This window comes from Cupriavidus pampae, assembly GCF_914271485.1.
In the GTDB taxonomy this organism is placed as follows: domain Bacteria; phylum Pseudomonadota; class Gammaproteobacteria; order Burkholderiales; family Burkholderiaceae; genus Cupriavidus; species Cupriavidus pampae.
Window position 1 is genome coordinate 484,486 of sequence record NZ_CAJZAG010000001.1, and the last position, 20,162, is coordinate 504,647.

Annotated in this window: 18 protein-coding genes and 1 tRNA gene; 12 read left to right on the top strand and 7 right to left on the bottom strand. The window is 64.7% G+C overall.

Annotated features, from left to right (window positions below; translation table 11 throughout):
* The first annotated feature begins 165 nt into the window (after positions 1-165).
* The 8 genes from der (at position 166) to LDO41_RS02165 (ending at position 9,169) form a co-directional block, all read left to right on the top strand.
* Positions 166-1,509: a ribosome biogenesis GTPase Der gene (der, locus tag LDO41_RS02130; protein ID WP_223981254.1), complete on the top strand. Its 1,344-nt coding sequence runs from the start codon at positions 166-168 to the stop codon at positions 1,507-1,509.
* A gap of 239 nt (positions 1,510-1,748) precedes the next feature.
* Positions 1,749-1,988, top strand: coding sequence for an RNA chaperone Hfq (gene hfq / locus LDO41_RS02135; protein WP_223981256.1), 240 nt, complete (start codon positions 1,749-1,751; stop codon positions 1,986-1,988).
* 203 nt (positions 1,989-2,191) lie between these two features.
* Positions 2,192-3,391: a GTPase HflX gene (gene hflX / locus LDO41_RS02140; RefSeq protein ID WP_223981259.1), complete on the top strand. Its 1,200-nt coding sequence runs from the start codon at positions 2,192-2,194 to the stop codon at positions 3,389-3,391.
* A gap of 60 nt (positions 3,392-3,451) precedes the next feature.
* On the top strand, positions 3,452-4,813 hold the full coding sequence (gene hflK, locus LDO41_RS02145; RefSeq protein WP_223981261.1) for an FtsH protease activity modulator HflK: 1,362 nt from the start codon (positions 3,452-3,454) through the stop codon (positions 4,811-4,813).
* Between the two features lie 13 nt (positions 4,814-4,826).
* Positions 4,827-5,732, top strand: a complete 906-nt coding sequence (gene hflC, locus LDO41_RS02150; RefSeq protein WP_223981263.1) for a protease modulator HflC — start codon at positions 4,827-4,829, stop codon at positions 5,730-5,732.
* A 97-nt stretch (positions 5,733-5,829) separates the two neighbouring features.
* The gene (locus LDO41_RS02155) at positions 5,830-6,981 is read left to right on the top strand and encodes an ATP phosphoribosyltransferase regulatory subunit (protein ID WP_223981265.1); all 1,152 of its coding nucleotides are present in this window, start codon (positions 5,830-5,832) and stop codon (positions 6,979-6,981) included.
* A 136-nt stretch (positions 6,982-7,117) separates the two neighbouring features.
* Positions 7,118-8,461: an adenylosuccinate synthase gene (locus tag LDO41_RS02160; protein ID WP_223981267.1), complete on the top strand. Its 1,344-nt coding sequence runs from the start codon at positions 7,118-7,120 to the stop codon at positions 8,459-8,461.
* A 138-nt stretch (positions 8,462-8,599) separates the two neighbouring features.
* The gene (locus tag LDO41_RS02165) at positions 8,600-9,169 is read left to right on the top strand and encodes a phosphoribosyltransferase (protein ID WP_223981270.1); all 570 of its coding nucleotides are present in this window, start codon (positions 8,600-8,602) and stop codon (positions 9,167-9,169) included.
* On the opposite strand, the gene LDO41_RS02170 is transcribed toward LDO41_RS02165, so the two are convergent.
* The 3 genes from LDO41_RS02170 to LDO41_RS02180 all read right to left on the bottom strand — a co-directional run bounded on the left by LDO41_RS02170 (position 9,166) and on the right by LDO41_RS02180 (position 10,660).
* A complete protein-coding gene (locus LDO41_RS02170; protein WP_223981273.1) occupies positions 9,166-9,792 on the bottom strand; it encodes an NAD(P)-dependent oxidoreductase in 627 nt (208 codons plus the stop codon). The two genes, LDO41_RS02165 and LDO41_RS02170, sit on opposite strands and share 4 nt — an antisense overlap.
* 53 nt (positions 9,793-9,845) lie before the next feature.
* Positions 9,846-10,280 (bottom strand): Rrf2 family transcriptional regulator, encoded by a 435-nt coding sequence (locus tag LDO41_RS02175; RefSeq protein ID WP_223981275.1) that lies wholly within the window; start codon positions 10,278-10,280, stop codon positions 9,846-9,848.
* Between the two features lie 293 nt (positions 10,281-10,573).
* Positions 10,574-10,660, bottom strand: a tRNA-Leu gene (locus tag LDO41_RS02180).
* 66 nt (positions 10,661-10,726) lie between these two features.
* On the opposite strand from LDO41_RS02180, the gene rnr reads away from it, so the two are divergent.
* From rnr to LDO41_RS02195, 3 genes are all read left to right on the top strand, one after another.
* Positions 10,727-13,375 carry a ribonuclease R gene (gene rnr / locus LDO41_RS02185; RefSeq protein ID WP_223981277.1) on the top strand — a complete coding sequence of 883 codons (2,649 nt, stop codon included), beginning with the start codon at positions 10,727-10,729 and terminating at the stop codon, positions 13,373-13,375.
* 153 nt (positions 13,376-13,528) lie between these two features.
* On the top strand, positions 13,529-14,272 hold the full coding sequence (gene rlmB, locus LDO41_RS02190) for a 23S rRNA (guanosine(2251)-2'-O)-methyltransferase RlmB (RefSeq protein WP_223981279.1): 744 nt from the start codon (positions 13,529-13,531) through the stop codon (positions 14,270-14,272).
* Between the two features lie 5 nt (positions 14,273-14,277).
* Positions 14,278-15,033 (top strand): SIR2 family NAD-dependent protein deacylase, encoded by a 756-nt coding sequence (locus tag LDO41_RS02195; RefSeq protein ID WP_223981281.1) that lies wholly within the window; start codon positions 14,278-14,280, stop codon positions 15,031-15,033.
* A 16-nt stretch (positions 15,034-15,049) separates the two neighbouring features.
* Here the strand turns inward: LDO41_RS02195 and tal are convergent, their stop codons facing one another.
* Complete coding sequence (gene tal / locus LDO41_RS02200) at positions 15,050-16,006, bottom strand: transaldolase (RefSeq protein WP_223981283.1); 957 nt, start codon at positions 16,004-16,006, stop codon at positions 15,050-15,052.
* Between the two features lie 156 nt (positions 16,007-16,162).
* On the opposite strand from tal, the gene rpiA reads away from it, so the two are divergent.
* Positions 16,163-16,849 (top strand): ribose-5-phosphate isomerase RpiA, encoded by a 687-nt coding sequence (rpiA, locus tag LDO41_RS02205; protein WP_223981285.1) that lies wholly within the window; start codon positions 16,163-16,165, stop codon positions 16,847-16,849.
* On the opposite strand, the gene LDO41_RS02210 is transcribed toward rpiA, so the two are convergent.
* From LDO41_RS02210 to argA, 3 genes are all read right to left on the bottom strand, one after another.
* The gene (locus tag LDO41_RS02210) at positions 16,843-18,138 is read right to left on the bottom strand and encodes a hypothetical protein (protein ID WP_223981288.1); all 1,296 of its coding nucleotides are present in this window, start codon (positions 18,136-18,138) and stop codon (positions 16,843-16,845) included. The two genes, rpiA and LDO41_RS02210, sit on opposite strands and share 7 nt — an antisense overlap.
* Positions 18,139-18,334: 196 nt before the next feature.
* On the bottom strand, positions 18,335-18,610 hold the full coding sequence (locus LDO41_RS02215) for an oxidative damage protection protein (RefSeq protein WP_223981290.1): 276 nt from the start codon (positions 18,608-18,610) through the stop codon (positions 18,335-18,337).
* Positions 18,611-18,692: 82 nt separating this feature from the next.
* Positions 18,693-20,141 (bottom strand): amino-acid N-acetyltransferase, encoded by a 1,449-nt coding sequence (argA, locus tag LDO41_RS02220; protein WP_223981292.1) that lies wholly within the window; start codon positions 20,139-20,141, stop codon positions 18,693-18,695.
* Between the last annotated feature and the right edge of the window lie 21 nt (positions 20,142-20,162).

Genomic DNA, 20,162 nt, shown 5'->3' on the forward strand with positions numbered 1-20,162 from the left:
CCGCCTTCGCGGTTTGGACCGTGGCGCCCCGCATCGTCTGACCGGGCCGCGCCCGACAGGAAAACCTCCCCGCTGCACCCGGTCTCCCCGGTGCGCGGCGGGATGTCGGATCAACATGACTCCGGAGTCGGGGCGGCATATGCCGTCCCATTTCCCGTTTATTGCATGAAACCAGTGATCGCACTCGTCGGCCGCCCGAACGTGGGCAAGTCGACGCTATTCAATCGGATGACCCGCTCGCGTGACGCGCTTGTCGCCGATCTGCCGGGCCTGACACGGGACCGCCATTACGGCGAGGGCCGTATCGGCGAACGTCCGTTCATCGTCATCGACACCGGTGGCTTCGAGCCCGTGGCCAAGGAAGGCATCGTCGCCGAGATGGCCAAGCAGACCCGCCAGGCCGTGGTCGAGGCCGACGTGGTGATTTTCCTCGTCGATGGTCGGCTCGGCCTCGCGCCGCAGGATCGCGTGATCGCGGACTACCTGCGCAAGACCGGTCGCCGCATCATGCTCGCCGTGAACAAGGCCGAGGGCATGAAGTACACCTCCGTCGCGGCCGATTTCTACGAACTCGGCATGGGCGACCCCTACGCGATCTCGTCGACACACGGCGATGGTGTGGCGGAACTCGTCGATGAGGCGCTCGACCTCGCGGTGCAGGAACGGCCAGAACTGGCCGAGGTCGACGACGCCGCCCAGCGCGGCGTGAAGATCGCGATCGTGGGCCGGCCGAACGTGGGCAAGTCCACGCTCGTCAATACGCTGATCGGCGAAGAGCGCGTGATCGCGTTCGACATGCCGGGCACCACGCGCGACGCGATCTATGTGGAATTCGAGCGGGGCGGCAAGCCGTACACGCTGATCGATACCGCGGGTCTGCGCAAGCGCGGCAAGGTGTTCGAGGCGATCGAGAAGTTCTCGGTGGTCAAGACGCTGCAGTCGATTGCCGATGCCAACGTGGTGGTGCTGCTGCTCGATGCGCAGCAGGATATTTCCGAGCAGGACGCGCATATCGCCGGCTTTATCGTCGAGTCGGGCCGGGCGCTGGTGGTGGGCGTCAACAAGTGGGACGGCCTGGATGGCCATTCGCGCGACCGGATCAAGCACGACCTCGAGCGCAAGCTGCAGTTTCTCAGTTTCGCCAACTTCCATTTCGTTTCCGCACGGGAACGGACCGGTATCGGCGCGCTGCTGCGCTCGGTCGATGACGCCTATGCAGCGGCGATGGTCAAGCTGCCGACGCCGCAGCTGACGCGCGTGCTCGAGGAAGCCGTGGAGTTCCAGCAGCCGAAGCGAGTGGGCACCTCACGCCCGAAACTGCGTTATGCGCACCAGGGCGGGTCCAACCCGCCGATCATCGTGGTGCATGGCAATGCGCTGTCCGGCGTCGCCGAAACGTATCGCAGATACCTTGAAAATCGGTTCCGTACGGCCTTCAAGCTCAAGGGTACCCCCCTTCGAATCGAATTCCGCACGAACAAAAACCCATTCGTCGACTCGAAGGAATGAGCCTCGATGGTGCCTGAGGGCTTGCTTTGCCGGCGCGGGCAAGATTCGTTTGCGTTCGTTTGGAACTGCGGCTAAATTCACGGATAGCAGGGGGTCCGCCCCCTGCGTGTGTTGAGGCCAAGCTGGTACCGTTTTCATCTTTGCTTTGATCTTTTTTGGCGCGATCTTGTGCCGATGACTTGAACCGGGGACTTCCGTCCCCATGATCCATCACTAAATCTATAAATTTGGAGTGTGCCATGAGCAACAAAGGGCAATTGCTACAAGACCCGTTCCTGAACGCGCTGCGCAAAGAGCACGTGCCGGTTTCCATCTACCTCGTTAATGGCATCAAGCTGCAAGGCAATATCGAGTCGTTTGACCAGTACGTCGTCCTGCTGCGCAACACGGTGACGCAGATGGTGTACAAGCATGCGATTTCCACCGTTGTGCCGGCCCGCGCCGTCAATTTCCGGGTGGATGACGCTCCCGAGGGTTAATCCCGACGGTTTCGTCATATGCGGCCGCATTCCGGTGCGGTCGCATGGTTGTCCCTGCAAGTGTTTCACCTGCGTAGTTTTTCTTCGACCACAACGTCGATCGCCCCACCGACCGCTGTGCCGACCGCCGTGCCGACAGTCTTCCGGACAGTCTTCCCATCGGCGACCGTCGTCCCTCCTTTAGACGCTCCGCGTCCACCCGCTTGCAACCCAAAGCTACCTCCAATACCGAGCCGTCGCGCGCCATTCTGGTCGGCGTGGACTTCGGCAAGCATGATTTCCAGGAAAGCCTGGCCGAACTCGCACTGCTGACGTCGACGGCGGGCTCCGTGCCCGTGCACACGCTGACCGGCAAGCGCCCGCGCCCCGACCCGTCGCTGTTTATCGGCTCGGGCAAGGCGGAGGAGTTGCGGCAGGCTGCGGATGCGCTCGACGCGGACGTGATCGTGTTCAACCACGCATTGAGCCCCGCGCAGCAGCGTAACCTCGAACGTTTTCTGAACCGGCACGTGATCGACCGCACCGGGCTGATCCTCGATATCTTTGCGCAACGCGCGCAGAGCCACGTGGGCAAGGTGCAGGTGGAACTCGCGCAGGTTCAGTATCAGGCGTCGCGCCTGGTGCGCGCATGGAGCCATCTGGAGCGGCAGAAGGGGGGTATCGGCATGCGCGGCGGTCCCGGCGAGCGTCAGATCGAACTCGACCGCCGGATGCTCGACGAGCGCGCCAAACGGCTCAAGAATGACCTTGCGCGGCTGCGCCGTCAGCACAGCACGCAGCGGCGCGCCCGCGCGCGCAACGATACGTTGAGCATTTCGCTGGTCGGCTATACCAACGCGGGCAAGTCGACGCTGTTCAACGCACTGACCAAGGCGCGCGCGTATGCGGCCGACCAGTTGTTCGCGACGCTTGATACGACGTCGCGGCGCCTGTTCCTGGAGGGACTGGGCAATGTGGTGCTGTCCGATACCGTCGGCTTTATCCGCGATTTGCCGACGCAGCTCGTGGAAGCGTTCCGCGCCACGCTCGACGAAACCGTGCATGCGGACCTGCTGCTCCATGTGGTGGATGCCTCCAGTGGCGTGCGGCACGAGCAGATCGAGCAGGTGAACCGCGTGCTCGCGGAAATCGACGCGTCGGACATCCCGCAGATCATCGTCATGAACAAGATCGACGCGGCACCAGAACTGCTGGAAGCCGGTCCGCGCATCGAGCGCGACGAAGAGGGCGTGCCCACGCGCGTGTTCCTTTCCGCGCGCGAAGGACTGGGTCTCGATGGCCTGCGCGAGGCCGTGGTCGAGGTGGCCAAATGGCTCGCCGCGCGCCCTCCGATGCCCCCGGAATATGACCCGCGCCTCGATGAAGTGCCGCTCGACGGCGAAGATCATGGCGATATTGCGTAAATGTGATCAGGATGGCTGCTAGAATCCACCTGTTCACAACTTCCCGGACCCGTGCACTTCATGCCCCAGTTCTCCCGGAATCCTGACTCGCACTACGCGCCTGGCGCGCGGCGGCCCCATCCGCTGCTGCGCGCGGGCTGGCAACGCCTGCGTGCCATCTTCTCGCTGAACGACCCCCGCTGGGGCCGCAACGGACAGGACGACGAAGACAAGGACAAGGACAACAACCGCCAGCAGAACCAGCGGCCGCAGGACGGCCCGCCGGATCTCGACGAGCTCTGGCGCGACTTCAACCGTCGCCTGAACGGCCTGCTCGGCCGCAAGGACAATGGCGGCGGCGGTGGCAATCCGAACGTTGGTGGACCGCGCACGCCGGGCAAGGGCCCGGGGATTGGCGTCGGTGTGCTGATCGCCGCGGTTGTCGGCATCTGGCTCGCCAGTGGCTTCTTCATGGTGCAGGAAGGCCAGACCGCGGTGATCCTGCAGTTCGGCAAGTACAAGTACAGCGCGGGCCCCGGTATCAACTGGCGCTTCCCGTGGCCGGTCCAGTCGGCAGAGGTGGTTAACCTGTCGGCGGTGCGTTCGGTCGAGGTGGGCCGCGCGACGTCGATCAAGGACACGAACCTGAAGGACTCGTCGATGCTCACGCAGGACGAGAACATCATCGACGTGCGTTTCACGGTCCAGTACGACATTCAGGACGCCAGCGAATATCTGTTCTTCAACCGCACCGATCGTGGTGGCGATGAAGAACTGGTGACGCAGGCCGCCGAGACCTCGGTGCGCGAGATCGTAGGCCGCAACCGGATGGACTCGGTGCTCTACGAAAACCGCGAGCAGATCGCGCAAGGACTGGCGAAGTCGATTCAGGCGATCCTGACGGCGTACAAGACCGGTATCCGCGTGATTTCCGTCAACGTGCAGAGCGTGCAGCCGCCTGAGCAGGTTCAGGCCGCGTTCGACGACGTGAACAAGGCCAGCCAGGATCGCGAGCGCGCGATCAGCGAAGGCCAGGCCTACGCCAATGACATCATCCCGCGCGCCAAGGGTACCGCGGCGCGTCTCAAGGAAGAGGCCGAAGGCTACCGTTCCCGCGTGGTGGCGCAGGCCGAGGGCGATGCCTCGCGCTTCCGCTCCGTGCAGACCGAATACGCGAAGGCACCGCAGGTGACGCGCGACCGTATCTATCTGGAGACCATGCAGCAGATCTACACCAACTCGAGCAAGGTACTCGTGGACGTGCGCCAGGGCAGCAATCTGCTGTACCTGCCGCTGGACAAGCTCGTGTCGCAGGTGCCTGGCGCCGCGGCGCCGTCCTCGCCGGCCGCCGCGCCGGGCGCGGCGGTGCCTTCGGTGCCCGACACGTCCTCGGACATCCGGTCGCGTGAAGCATTGCGCAACCGCGATCGCGATTCGCGTTAAGGAGGAGACCGTCATGAATCGACTGATTTCCTTCGCGATTGGTATCTTCATCGTGCTGGCCGTGGCGTCGTCCATGCTGTTCGTGGTCGATCAGCGTCAGTACGCCGTGGTCTTCGCCTTCGGCGAGATCAAGCAGGTCGTGCGCGAGCCGGGCCTGCACTTCAAGCTGCCGCCGCCGCTGCAGAACGTGGTCTTCATGGACCGCCGCCTGCAGACCATCGACGTGGCCGCCAACGAACGTTTCCTCACCGCCGAGAAGAAGAGCATGGTGGTGGACTGGTTCGTGAAATGGCGCATCGTTGATCCGCGCAAGTTCTTTGTCGCGTTCGGCGGCAATGTGCGTGCCGCGCAGGACCGCATGACGCAGCGTATCGATTCGGTGGCGCGCGAGGAGTTCGGCAAGCGCACCGTGGCCGATGTGGTGGCGGGCGAGCGTGACAAGGTGATGCAGAACATCCGCACCGGCATGGCCGACTACGCGCAGTCCGTCGGCGTGGAGATCCTCGATGTGCGGTTGAAGCGTGTGGATCTGCTGCCCGCGATCAGCGAATCGGTGTATCGCCGCATGGAGGCCGAGCGTAAGCGCGTGGCCAACGAGCTGCGTTCGACCGGTGCCGCCGAGGGTGAAAAGATTCGTGCCGATGCCGATCGTCAGCGCGAGGTCGTGCTGGCCGAGGCGTATCGCGATGCGCAGGTCATCAAGGGTGACGGCGACGCGAAGGCTTCGCAGCTGTACGCCGATGCCTTTGGTCGCGATCCGAGCTTCGCGCAGTTCTGGCGCAGCATGGAGGCGTACCGCAGCACGTTCCGCGACAAGCGCGACCTGATCGTGCTGGAGCCCAACTCCGACTTCTTCCGCTATATGCGGTCGTCGGGCGGCAGTGCTCCGGCACCCGCACCCGCGCCGAGCAAGAAGTAGGGTAGCCGGCAGTTCCCGGCAACAGGCGACGAAACCCCGGCCCGTCCGGGGTTTTGTCCGCCCGGCAACGTATGACAGTTTTTGTATGAGAAGCACCATGTCGAACCACTGGCTCCTGCCTGAAAATATCGCCGACGTCCTGCCGTCGGAGGCGCGCAAGATCGAAGAACTGCGCCGCCGCATGCTGGATCTGTTCCGCACCTATGGCTACGAGCTGGTCATGCCCCCGATGCTCGAGTACCTCGAGTCGCTGTTGACGGGGACCGGCCACGATCTGGACCTGCGCACGCTGAAGCTCGTCGACCAGTTGTCCGGCCGCACGCTGGGCCTGCGCGCCGACATCACGCCGCAGGTCGCGCGTATCGACGCACATCTGTTGAACCGGCCGGGCGTGACGCGCCTGTGCTACGCAGGCAACGTGCTGCATGCACGTCCGGCGGGATTCCACGCCACGCGCGAACCGATTCAGCTCGGCGCCGAGATCTATGGTCACGCCGGCCTCGAGGCCGACGTCGAGGTCCAGGAGCTGATGCTGGCGGCGCTGCAGGTGGCGGGCCTGACCGATGTGCGACTGGATTTGTGCCACGCCGGTATTCTCGGCGCGCTGCTGGAAGGGCTGCCATCGATCCGCAAGATCGAGGACGCATTGTTCGCCGCGCTGGAAACGAAGGACGTGTCCGCGCTGCGCGAGCTGACCGCTGACATGCCCGAGACCGAGCGCGACGCGCTGCTGGCGCTTCCGACGCTGTACGGTGGCGTGGAGGTGCTCGACCGCGCGCGCGCGACGCTGCCGGCGAGTCCGACCATCGGCCGCGCGCTCGATGAACTCGCGGCGCTGGCCGCGCGCGTGAGCGGCGCCAGTGTCAATATCGACCTGGCCGATCTGCGCGGCTATCACTACCACAGCGGTGTGATGTTCACGGCCTATGTGGCGGGCCTGCCCAATTATGTGGCGCGCGGTGGGCGCTACGACAAGGTGGGTGAGGCCTTCGGCCGCGCGCGCCCGGCCACGGGTTTTTCGCTCGACCTGCGCGAAGTTGCGGCACTGTCCCCCGTGGAAGTGCGCGCGCTCGCGATTTTCGCGCCGTGGGATGCCGATCCCGCGCTGCGTACGGCCATTGCCGCGCTGCGTGGCAGTGGTGAAATCGTGATCCAGTCGTTGCCCGGCCATACGCACGAGCTCGACGAATTCAACTGCGATCGCCAGCTCGTACGCCAGGGTAACGCCTGGGTCGTCGTGCCGCGCTGAGCCTCGCATTCCCGCCCCTCTCCCAGCGGGAGAGGGGGCATACACTCGTCTCTTGCATGCTCGCGGGAAGCCCAAAAATCGGGCATCGCCATGCAACGAGAGTAGAATACGTTTTTAACCTTCTGACCAATTGAACATGTCCGCATCCGCAGTAAGCCAGGGACGCAACGTCGTCGTGATCGGAACCCAGTGGGGTGACGAAGGCAAAGGGAAAATCGTCGATTGGCTTACCGACCAGGCAAAGGGCGTGGTGCGGTTTCAGGGTGGCCACAATGCAGGCCACACGCTGATCATCGGCGGCAAGAAGACCATTCTTCGACTGATCCCGTCGGGCATCATGCGCGACGGTACGGTCTGCTACATCGGCAACGGCGTCGTGCTGTCGCCCGAAGCACTGTTCCGCGAGATCGAAGAGCTCGAGGCCGCCGGCCTGCAGGTACAGAACCGCCTGCGCATCTCCGAAGCCACCACGCTGATCCTGCCGTACCACGTTGCCATCGACAAGGCGCGCGAAGCGCGTCGTGGTGCCGCCAAGATCGGCACGACCGGTCGCGGCATTGGCCCGGCCTACGAAGACAAGGTCGCGCGCCGCGCGTTACGCGTGCAGGATCTGTTCGATCCGAAGGCGTTCGCAGATCGTCTGCGCGAGAACCTCGACTTCCACAACTTCATGCTGACGCAGTACCTCGGCGCCGAGGCACTCGACTATCAGCAGATCCTCGACGAGACGCTGGCCTATGCGCCGCGCCTGAAGCCGATGGTCGCCGACGTGTCGGCCGAGCTGTACGCGGTGAACGCCGCCGGCGGCAACCTGATGTTCGAAGGCGCGCAGGGCACGCTGCTGGACGTTGATCATGGCACGTACCCGTACGTGACTTCGAGCAACTGCGTGGCCGGTGCCGCGTCGGCTGGCGCGGGCGTGGGTCCGGGCCGTCTGAACTATATCCTCGGCATTACCAAGGCGTACTGCACGCGCGTGGGTGCGGGTCCGTTCCCGAGCGAGCTGTACGACAACGACAATCCGTCGCGTCAGGATCCGGTGGGTGTGCGCCTGGCCAACGTCGGCAAGGAATTCGGTTCGGTGACCGGCCGTCCGCGCCGCACTGGCTGGCTCGATGCCGCCGCGCTCAAGCGTTCGGTGCAGATCAACGGCGTGTCGGGCCTGTGCATGACCAAGCTCGACGTGCTCGACGGTCTCGAAACCCTTAAGCTGTGCGTCGGCTATCAGCTCGACGGCAAGACCGTGGATATTCTGCCGCGCGGCTCCGACGCCGTGGCCGCTTGCGTGCCGGTGTACGAAGAGTTCCCGGGCTGGAACGAGTCGACGTTCGGCGTGAAGAGCTGGGACGCATTGCCGGAAGCGGCGCGCACGTACCTGAAGCGCGTCGAAGAAGTGGTCGGTATTCCGATCGACATGATCTCGACCGGTCCCGATCGCGACGAGACCATTCTGTTGCGTCACCCGTATCAGGTGGCGTGATGTAGTACGTGGCGTGAAGCCACCATAAGAACGACCGCGGCGTCATGAGCGTCGTGGCGATTCCCAAGCATTCGGCCCGCTATTGCGGGCCGAACGCATTATCGGTCAGCACACGACTGAGAGAAAAAAGAGCACAACATGAACCTGCCTACCAATGATGAAGAGAACCTGTGGGTCTCGTGGGATGAGTACCATCGCCTGATCGCGCGGCTGTCGCTGAACGTGCACGAGTCCGGCTGGAAGTTCGACAAGATCCTCTGTCTGGCGCGCGGCGGTCTGCGCGTGGGCGACCAGATGTCGCGCATCTTCGACGTCCCGCTCGCGATCCTCGCCACCAGCAGCTACCGCGAGGCGGCCGGCACGCAGCAGGGCGAGCTCGATATCGCGCAGTACATCACGATGACGCGCGGCGAGCTGTCGGGCAAGATCCTGCTGGTCGATGACCTCGTGGATTCGGGCATCACGCTCGAGCGCGTGGGCCGTCATCTGAAGGAGCGCTACCCGGCCGTGACCGAGGTGCGGTCGGCGGTCATCTGGTACAAGGCGTGCTCGAAAGTCGAGCCGGACTACCACGTGACGCATCTCCCCTCGAACCCCTGGATTCACCAGCCGTTCGAGGAGTACGACACGCTGCGGCCGCACAACCTCGCGGCCTGGCTCAAGCGCGGCAAGCGCGCCAGCCTGCTGGATGACGACAGCGCGGCTTAATAGCCCACCGTGAAACGCTTGCGCGTATGGCGCGGCGTTTCCGCTTCATCGATCATCGCGATCGCGTAGTCCTCGATCGAGATCGAACTCTTGCCCGTGGCGTCGATGAGCAGGTCGTCCTGACCGAGGCGGAACTTGCCCGTGCGCTCGCCGGGCAGCAGCAGTGCGGACGGCGACAGGAAGGTCCAGTCCAGTTCCGCTTCGCCTTTCAGCGTGTTCAGGAATTCGCGGCCCGCGAGTGCCTCGGACTTGTACGCAGCCGGGAAATCCGGCGTATCGACGATCTGCACGCCGGGCGTGCCGAACAGGCTGCCCGCGCCTCCCACCACCAGCAGACGTGTCGAGTTGCCTGCCGCCTGACCCGTTGCCTTGACCGCATCGATGATGCGGCGCGGATCGTTGTTGAGAAACTTCAGTGAACTGATCACGACGTCGTGCCCGGCGAATGCCTGCGCCAGTGCGGCGGGCTGGTTGACGTCGATGTTCTTCGTGGTCAGTCCCGCGCGTGCGGGCAGGCTTTCGGCACTGCGCGCGAGGGCGGTGACGAGGTGGCCGCGTTGCAGCGCTTCATCGGTCAGGCGGGTACCCACGTTGCCGGTGGCACCGAGAATGGCGATCTTCATGGCTTTCCTTGTTTAATATGAAACTGCATTGGTTACACATTAGGGCAAAAAAATCAGCGCTTGCGGCGCTGCCCGGCACGCTCGACATCCGCGAGCATGCCAGCGATCGTGACTTCCGCGAGCGCCGCGTCCATGGCCGATTGCGCGCGGTCGGCAACGTTGCGCAGCGCGCCCGTGATCTCGCGGCCGACCAGGCACGCCGGATTTGGCGCGCTCTGATGCAGCGTGATCAGCGCGCTGGTCTCCACGGCCCGAAACACCTCGAGCAGCGTGATCGACTCGGCCGGCCGCGCGAGCAGCGCACCGCCGGTACTGCCCATCGTGGTCGACACGAAGCCGGCATCGGTCAGCGCGCCAATCAGGCGGCGGATCAACGCGGGATTCGTGCCCACACTGCCCGCGATCATTGACGAGGGCAGTGGCTCCTTTGCCTGCGCGAGCAGGGTGAGGATATGGACGGCGACGGCGAAACGGCTGCTGGTGCTCATGCGGGAAGTCCGGGGTCGAACCCCAATGTGAAACCATGATAGTTACAGATCGGCGGCGCTGTCAAGCGCGAAGCATTCCGCGCGAGATAATGCCGGAATCGCCACTGATTACTGATACACTCATTCACGATGCATTCAGGTGTTCCTGATGCAGACCGATATAAGAGAGAAGAAGGGAGTTTCGGATTGACGAGGATCAGCAGAGTAAAGGGAGTAAGGGCCGGTGAAAATATCGGCACAAACAAAAAACCCGCAAGCTCGAAAGCATTGCGGGTTCTCTGCAGGAATATCCTTGGTGCCCAGGAGAGGACTCGAACCTCCACAGTGTTGCCACCGCTAGGACCTGAACCTAGTGCGTCTACCAATTCCGCCACCTGGGCAGGTGTCGAAACAACCGAAGCGGCCATTATAGCGACCGTATAACGTTTGTCAAATAGTTTCCAAAATTGAATCAGAACAACTATCCGATCCCAAGCCGGGAAGAAATCCTCGGCGTGCTCAGAACTTCGGGGTCGCCGCAGTCGGCAGGCGATATCGCCAAGGCCCTGTCTGTCACGCGCAAAGAGCATGACGGCTTTCAGAAGCGCCTCGCCGCCATGGAGCGCGACGGTCAGATCGAACTGAACCGCAAGGGCCGCTACGAGCTCGCGCACCAGCCGAATTTCGTGCTCGGTCGTGTGCAGGGCCATCGCGATGGCTTTGGCTTCCTGATTCGCGACGATGGCGAGGATGACATCTTCCTGCCCGAGCGCGAGCTGCAGAAGGCCATGCACAACGATCGCGCGCAGGTGCGCGTGATCGGTTACGACCGTCGCGGCCGCCCGGAAGGGCAGATCGTCGAGATCGTGGAGCGTGCCAACCGTTTCGTGATCGGCCGCCTGCTGTCCGAAAACGGCGTGCTGGTGGTGGCGCCTGAAGACAAGCGCATCGGTCAGGACATCCTGATTCCGCCGAAGTCGCAGGGCAAGGCGCGCGTGGGCCAGGTGGTGAGCGTGGAGCTGGTCGAATGGCCGGATCGCTACGTGCAGCCCGTGGGTCGCGTGGTGGAAGTGATTGGCGATATCGACGATCCCGGCATGGAGATCGAGATCGCGGTGCGCAAATACGGCGTGCCGCATGCATTCTCGCCGGCCGCGGCCAAGGAAGCGCAGGCGCTGCCCGACGTGGTGCGCCAGTCGGACCTCGAGCATCGTATCGACCTGCGTGACGTAGCGTTGGTGACGATCGACGGCGAGGACGCGCGCGACTTCGACGATGCCGTGTACTGCGAGCCGGTGAAGATCGGCCGCACCAAGGGCTGGCGCCTGATCGTGGCGATTGCGGACGTGTCGCACTACGTGCGGCCGGGCTCGCCACTCGATGCCGACGCGCTCGATCGCGCGACCTCGGTCTACTTTCCGCGCCGCGTGATTCCGATGCTGCCGGAGAAGCTGTCGAACGGGCTGTGCTCGCTCAATCCGCAGGTGGACCGTTTGTGCATGGTCTGCGACGCGGTGATCACGAGCAAGGGCGAGGTAAAGGCTTATCAGTTCTATCCGGCGGTGATGCACTCGGCCGCGCGCCTGACCTACAACGAGGTCTGGTCGGTGCTGTCGAACACCAAGGGCCCCGAGGCCCACAAGCGCAGCGAGCTGGTACCGCATCTGCAGAACCTGTACGAGCTGTTCCAGGTTCTGCTGAAGGCGCGCCGCGAGCGCGGTGCGATCGACTTCGATACCACCGAGACGTATATCGTCTGCAATGCGCAGGGCAAGATCGAGCAGATCCTGCCGCGCACGCGCAACGACGCGCACCGCCTGATCGAGGAGTGCATGCTCACGGCCAACGTGTGCGCGGCCGACTTCCTCGAGCGCTTCAAGCATCCGACGCTCTACCGCATCCACGCGGGCCCGGGCGAGGAGAAGCTGAAGAACCTGCGCGAGTTCCTGAAGACCGCGGGCCTGTCGCTCGGTGGCGGCGACAAGCCGCAGGCGTCCGACTATGCCGAGGTCATGAACAAGATCAAGTCGCGCCCCGATGCGCCGATGCTGCAGACGATGCTGCTGCGTTCGATGCAGCAGGCCGTCTACAGCCCGGACAATATCGGCCACTTTGGCTTGGCCTACGAGGCCTACGCACACTTCACGAGCCCGATCCGGCGCTATCCCGATCTGCTCGTGCATCGCGCGATCAAGGCGGTGCTCGCGCATACGAAGTACCTGCCGGCCTTTGCGCAGGGCACGGAGTTCAACACCGCGGTGTCGCCGAAAGCGCGCCGCATGCAGGCCAAGGATGCCGAGCAGCGTGCCGAGAACACGGCCGCGCGCGCGCGGCGCAACGAGGCCATCTGGGATGAACTGGGGCTGCATTGCTCGGCCAACGAGCGCCGCGCCGATGAGGCCTCGCGCGACGTTGAAGCCTGGCTCAAGTGCTACTTCATGCGCGACAAGCTTGGCAGCGATTTCGCGGGCACGGTCAGCGCGGTCACATCGTTCGGTATCTTCGTGCAGCTCGACGAGCTGTATGTCGAGGGCCTGGTGCACGTGACCGAACTGGGCAGCGACTACTTCCAGTTCGACGAGGCGCGCAACGAATTGCGCGGCGAGCGTACCGGTATTCGCTATCGTCTGACGGACCGCGTGCGGGTGCAGGTGTCGCGCGTGGACCTCGATGCGCGCAAGATCGACTTCCGTCTGGTGCAGGAGCCGTCGGCCAAGTCCCTGCGGGCGCGCGTGACGAGCCCCGAGGCGCAACCGCGTGTGCCGGCCGCGCATGCGGTGCCGGCGCGGAAGAAGGGGCGCCAGCTCGCGGCGCTGCTGGGCGGCACGTCGAAGCCCGAGGAGTCGTTCGACGAGACGCTCGATCGCGTGATCGAGGAACAGCCGGTGTTCGAGGCCGTGATCACGCCGATCAAGCCTCACCTCGGCAATGCCGGTCATGGTGGCCATGGCGGCCACAACACGCGCCAGGCGCCCGGCGGCAAGCCGGCCAAGCGCGCGGCCAAGCCCAAGCCAGCCCATCTTGAAAAGCCGCACAAGCCCGCGAGCAAGACACGCGGCGCCAAGACGGCCGCCAAGGGTGCGGCGAAGGGCCCGCGTCCGGCACGCAAGCGTTAATGTTTGCGCCCCTCTCCCTCTGGCGGAGGGAGAGCGGGTGAGGGCAGAGGCGCCACGTGCGTCTACGGCCTTCACCCGCATCCCAACCCTCTCTCCCAGGGTGCGGGGCCGTGGTTTTTCGTTGTTTCGCGGGATATCCAATACAATCCCGCCATGGCCAAGCAAAAACTCCTGATCGGCTTTCACGCCGTCACCGCACGCCTTCGTCAAGACGCGAAGGGTGTTTCCGATGTCTATATTGAAGCCTCGCGCCGTGACCGGCGTATGCAGGACTTCGTCAAACTCGCCGAGAGCCTCGGCGTGCGCCTCCATCCCGTCGATGCCGATCGCCTGCGTGGCATGGCGGGCACCGACCGTCACCAGGGCGTGGTCGCGCGCGCGGAAGAGGTCTCGCTCGCGCTGAACCTCGACGAACTGCTCGACGGTATCGAAGGCACGCCGCTGCTGCTTATCCTCGATGGCGTGACCGACCCGCACAACCTCGGCGCGTGCCTGCGCGTGGCCGATGGCGCTGGCGCGCACGCAGTGATTGCACCCAAGGATCGCAGCGTGGGCCTCAATGCAACCGTGGCCAAGGTGGCCAGCGGCGCTGCCGAGACCGTGCCCTACATCACCGTGACCAACCTCGCGCGCACACTGCGCGAGCTGCAGGAGCGCGGCATCTGGGTGGTTGGCACGACCGACGATACCGAGAAGTCGCTGTACGACATCGACCTCAAGGGCCCGATGGCGATCGTGATGGGCGCGGAAGGCGAGGGCATGCGCCGCCTGACGCGGGAGACCTGCGACGAGCTGGTCGGCATTCCGATGGCGGGTGGCGTGGAAAGCCTCAACGTGTCCGTCGCCAGCGGCGTGTGCCTGTACGAGGCGGTACGCCAGCGGCGGCTGCCGCGCTGAGCGTCATGGATGATCCAGCGCTCGGGCACCCGCTCGACCCTGCAGTCGACCGGGCTCGCGCGCTGATCGATGCGGCGCGGCAGATCTTCGTGCTGACCGGCGCGGGGATTTCCGCCGAGTCTGGCGTGCCGACGTTTCGCGATGCGCTGACCGGACTGTGGGCGCGCTTCGATCCCGAAGAGCTCGCCACGGAGTCCGCGTATCGGCGCCAGCCCACGCTGGTGTGGCAGTGGTATGAGCATCGGCGCGCGCTGGTCGCGGCGACGCAACCGAACCCGGCGCATCACGCGCTGGTGCAGCTTGCCGCGCGCAAGCCAGTGACGCTGGTCACACAGAACGTGGATGGATTGCACCAGCGGGCCGGCAGCGAGCATGTGGTGGAGCTGCACGGCAACCTGTTCGCAAGCAAGTGGCTCGATGGCTGCGGCCGCTGCGATACGGTTGATCCGGTCCCCGGTGAGCCGCCACATTGCGCGCTATGTGGCGCGATGATGCGGCCCGGCGTGGTGTGGTTTGGCGAGGATCTGCCGCGTGTGGCGCGTTATCGCGCCGAATACGCGGCCGAGCACTGCGATCTGTGCCTGGTGGTCGGCACGTCGGGGATGGTCTATCCGGCGGCCGCATTGCCGGGCGTCGCGAAGGACCACGGCGCGCAGGTGATCGTGGTCAATCCGCAGCCTTCGGTGCTCGACCAGACCGCGGATATCGTCCTCGCGGGCGCGGCAGGGGAGATTCTGCCGCGGTTGTGGCCACAGGCGTAGCCACAAGCCCCAAGCGTTACTGGCGCGTCAGTTCGCCAATCAAGGCTTCCAGCTTCACCGCATCGGCCGCGAACAGCCGGATCCCTTCGGCGAGCTTTTCGGTGGCCATCGCATCTTCATTGAGTTGCCAGCGGAACGCGGCCTCGTCTGCCGCGATGCGGGCGATATTGGCCCCATGCGCGTGGTCGAGCGACAGCTTGCGTTCGAGCGTCACGCCCTCCACGTTGAGCTGCTCGAGCAGTTCGGGGCTGATGGTCAGCAGATCGCAGCCCGCGAGCGCAATGATCTGACCGGTGCCGCGGAAGCTCGCGCCCATCACCTCGGTCTCGTGGCCGAATTTCTTGTAGTACTCGTAGATTTGACGCACCGAGCGCACGCCGGGATCGTTGTCGCCGGCATTGGCCGCGGCATCCCACTTGTCGCCTGCCTGCTTCTTGTACCAGTCGAGAATGCGGCCGACGAACGGCGAGATCAGTTGGGCGCCGGCTTCCGCGCAGGCCACGGCCTGCACCAGCGAGAACAGCAGCGTCATGTTGCAGCGAATGCCGTCGCGTTGCAGCACTTCCGCCGCGCGAATGCCTTCCCACGTCGACGCGATCTTGATGAGCACGCGTTCGCGCGCGATGCCGCGCTGCTCGTACAACGCGATCAGGTGGCGCGCCTTGTCGACGGTGGCGGCGGTGTCGAACGACAACCGCGCATCGACTTCGGTGGACACGCGGCCCGGCACGATCGCGAGGATCTCGAGGCCGAACGCGATCAGCAGCTGGTCCATCACGGCGTCCTTGCCCGCGCCACCGTGGTCGCGCACCGCGGCTTCGAGCAGCGGACGATATTCGGGCTTCTGCACGGCCTTGAGGATCAGCGACGGATTCGTCGTGGCGTCCTGCGGCTTGTACTGCTTCATCAGCTGGAAGTCGCCGGTGTCGGCCACCACCGTCGTGAACTGCCTCAGTTGTTCGAGCTGGGTCATGATCGTGCGCGCGCGGTTGCGTGTTGAAGTTGCGGGTGAGGGATCGGGGCATTGTACCGTCGCGTGGTATCTGCCTGACAGAGGGGAATGTCCGACAGACGCGTAGCCTCGATCCGCTACACTACGCGTTTTCCCTCAAAGCAACTGGCTGTTGTCATGACTCAGGACGAACTCAAGGCGCTGGTGGCGCAGGCCGCCGCGGATTATGTGAAGCAGGAAGTGCCCGAGGGCGCGATTCTCGGCGTGGGCACCGGTTCCACCGCCAATCTGTTCATCGATGCCGTGGCCACGTTCAAGGAGCGCTTTGCGGGCGCTGTGTCGAGCTCCGAGGCTTCCACTCGCCGCCTGCAGCAGCATGGCTTCGAGGTGCTGGACCTCAACGAAGTCGATGAAATTCCCGTGTACGTCGATGGCGCCGACGAGATCGATGCCAGCGGCGCGATGATCAAGGGCGGCGGCGGCGCGCTCACGCGCGAGAAGATCGTGGCCTCGGTGGCGGCGCGCTTCGTCTGCATCGCCGACGGCAGCAAGCTCGTGGACGCGATGGGCAAGTTTCCGCTGCCGGTCGAGGTGATTCCGATGGCACGCGCGGCCGTGGCCCGCAAGCTGGCCGCGCTCGGCGGCCAGCCGCGCCTGCGCATGACGAAGGAGGGTGGGATCTACAAGACCGACAACGGTAATGTGATCCTCGATGTCACCGGCCTGACGATCACCGAGCCCAAGGCGCTGGAGCAGCAGATCAACCAGCTCCCGGGCGTGGTGACGGTCGGCCTGTTCGCGTTGCGTGGGGCCGATGTGCTGCTGCTCGGCACCTCGGACGGCGTGCAGCGGACCGATTACTGATCCGCGCGTGGCGTAGACGTCTTTTTGCCTGGACGTTTCACGCTACGTGGCACGACCGTGCGTTGTCGATGGCAGATGCCCATCTGATCGAGCGATGACACTGGTGCGGTCGACTGCAACGCATAGGCCATCGTGCTGGCGTCCAGCGGCAGGAATGCCTGATGGCGCTGCGGCGTCCAGCGCACCCAGCTGAGACCCTTTATCGCGTTGGCCGCCCCACGCGCCGCCACACCTCCCGATCCGGTCGCGGTGGGTGCCGACGCAACGGTTTGCCACGCCTGCACGGGACGGTTCATGTCCCGGTTGCGGACGGAAGGCCCGGTCATATCCAGCGTTTCCGTCTGCAGCGTGCCGCGGTAGGCATGGCTGCCGGTCTGCGGGTCGGGTCGCATGGCCGGATGCTGGCAGCGCCAGCGGCCATAGGGCAGCGTCGACGCCACAGACTCGCCCGTGCGCATGACGATGCTGCCGATACCGGCTCCGGGTACCTCGCGCGCGGTGTTTGCCACATAGAGCGTCAGATCCTGCGTGGCATCACCGGTTTTGCCCGAGACGTACATCCTGCCACCCGGCTTGCCATCGGTGATCACCGCAAACGCGCCGGGCCAGCGCGTCTGGTCGGCGGGTTCGAGCTTCTGCACGAACGCGCCGCTGCCGGCGGCCGGTGCCAGGCAACCGTCATCGTTGCATGGCCACATCGCGCCCGAACGTTCAATGCGGAACTGGCCGGTGTCGAGCCCGAGTTTTGTGTTGCCCGCCGCGCGTGACGGCGTGCCGGCTTCCTGATGCCGCACGAACGTGTAGATGCCGGCGATCGACGCCAGCGCTGGCAAATCCTGCGCCGCGGTGGCATGCAAGATGCCGGCGAGCCGCGCGGTGCGCGCGGGCAATGCGAGATTCGGCAGCCCCGAGATGCCGCCGCTCAGCCGGTCGTCGTTGCGGGTGAAGCGCAGGGCGGCGCCGCGCAGGCGGCCAACCACTGCCTCGGACGGCGGATCGCTGGCGTCCGCCGCGAACTGACGGACCGTCGATTCCCCATACCGGGTGGTGTAGTTGCCGACGATCGTACCCTGGAGGCCAAACGGCGAGTCCTCGAAACGTACCTGCACCTGGCCGGCGTTCGGCGCATCCACCGTGACCGCCACGGTGCCGCCGAATGACAGCGGGCCGCGATAGGTGATTGGGGTGGTTGGGGTGGCTGGCGCCTGCTCGATGGCCTGCGCCAGACTCACACTCGTGGTAGCCACGATGGACAGCACGCCTACGACCAGATTTCGCACTAACGTCATGTTTCGCACTCCTTCCTGTTGAAAGAGCGCAAGGGTGCGATCGTCAGACGATTCCGAGTTTGATGTTTATCAAGATGTGCAAAGGCGCGGCGCGCAGCCTGCTTACTTTCGGAAAAGGATGAGTACTGGCCGCGCGTGGCATGGTGTTATGGCCAAAAAAAAGGTGCCCGCAGGCACCTCTTTTTATACGGCACAATCAGGCCGAGGGCGGCGGCACGTAGCCGGCGGCCTGGTCGGCGCCGTCGCCGAAGAAATACTTCTCGGTCTGCTTGAGCAGGTACTGACGCGCGCGCGTGTCTGCCATGTTCAGGCGGTTCTCGTTGATCAGCATGGTCTGGTGCTTGAGCCAGCCAGCCCATGCTTCCTTCGATACGCCTTGCCAGATCCTCTTGCCGAGTTCGCCCGGCAGCGGCGGGAAGTCGAGGCCTTCGGCTTCCTTGTTCAGCTTGATGCATTGGACCATGCGGGCCATTTCGAACTCCTGTTTTCGTGGGCGCTAATGTGGGCGCTATTGTAGCCAAGGCTGGTGATGACCGGCTTTGTCCCTGTGCGCCTTACAGTTTCTTCATCAGAACCATCGACTTGCGCTGCCAGTTGTAGAGCTTGCGCTTGTCTTCGGGCAGGTCGTCCACGGTGGCGTGCACGAACCCGCGTTTGAGGAACCAGTGTTCGGTTCGCGTGGTAAGCACGAACAGGCGCTCGAGGCCCAGCGCGCGGGCGCGGCGCTCTATGCGCTTGAGCAGGCGCTCGCCATCGCCGGTGCCCTGAGCTTCCGAGGACACTGTCAGGCACGCCATCTCGCCCATGTTCTCGCGCGGGAATTCGTACAGCGCAGCGCAGCCGAACAGCACGCCATCGTGCTCGATGACCGAGAAGTTGCCGATATCGCGCTCGATCAGATGGCGGCCGCGCGGCACCAGCGTGCCGTCCGCTTCGAGCGGCGCAATCAGTTGCAGGATGCCGCCCACGTCATCGAGCGTCGCTTCACGCAGGCTCTCGAGGTCGGAGTCGGAGATCATCGTGCCCACGCCGTCGTGCAGGAACAGTTCGAGCAGTACGGAGCCGTCCTGCGCGAACGGAATCAAATGCGCGCGTGGCACGCCGCCCTTGAGTGCCTTGACCAGATGCTGGAGGTAATAGGCGACGTCGGGCGGCAGATGGTTGTTCTGCAGCCGCTCCACGGCGGTGCGCAGCGACAGCTCGGGGATCAGCTTGCCAACCGGGTCGGGCACGCCGGGCACTTCGGTGATAAAGATCAGCTTGTCGGCACGCAGCGCGCTGGCGGTGGCGCTGGCCACGTCTTCCATCGACAGGTTGAAGGCCTGGCCGGTGGGGGAGAACCCGAGCGGCGACAGCAGTACCACCTTGCCGTGTGACAGCGACATGCGCATGGACTCGCCGTCCATCTTGCGCACGAGGCCCGTGTGCTGGTAATCGACGCCGTTGACGATGCCGACCGGGCGCGCGGTGATGAAGTTGCCCGAGATCACGGACAACTGCGCGCCGGCCATCGGCGTGTTGGGCAGGCCCTGGCTGAACGCGGCCTCGATATCGAGGCGCAGTTCGCCGGCGGCTTCCTTCGCGCATTCGAGCGCGGCGTTGTCGGTGATGCGCACGCCGTCGGCGTAGCGCGACTCCACGTGGCGCAGCGCGAGCTGCTCCTCTACCTGCGGACGCGAGCCGAACACGAGCACGATCTGCATGCCCATGGCGTGCAGCAGCGCCACGTCGTTGACGAGCGCGTTGAGCACGCCGGCCTTGACCAGTTCGCCGCTGAAGGCGATGACGAAGGTCTTGCCGCGGAACGAATGGATATACGGCGCGACGGCTCGGAGCCAGTCGACAAATTGCTGGCGATCGGGGCCGGAGGCATCGGTGTCGGCGCTGGCGGCCGAAGACGGAATCGGCGTGGCTGGCGCGGAGACAGGCGAAAGGGCGGGGGACAGGGTGGGCGCGGCGGGGGGCTCCGCAGGCTCTGGAGATGTGTCGGTTCGTGCGTTCATGCGCCGGATTATAATCCCGGC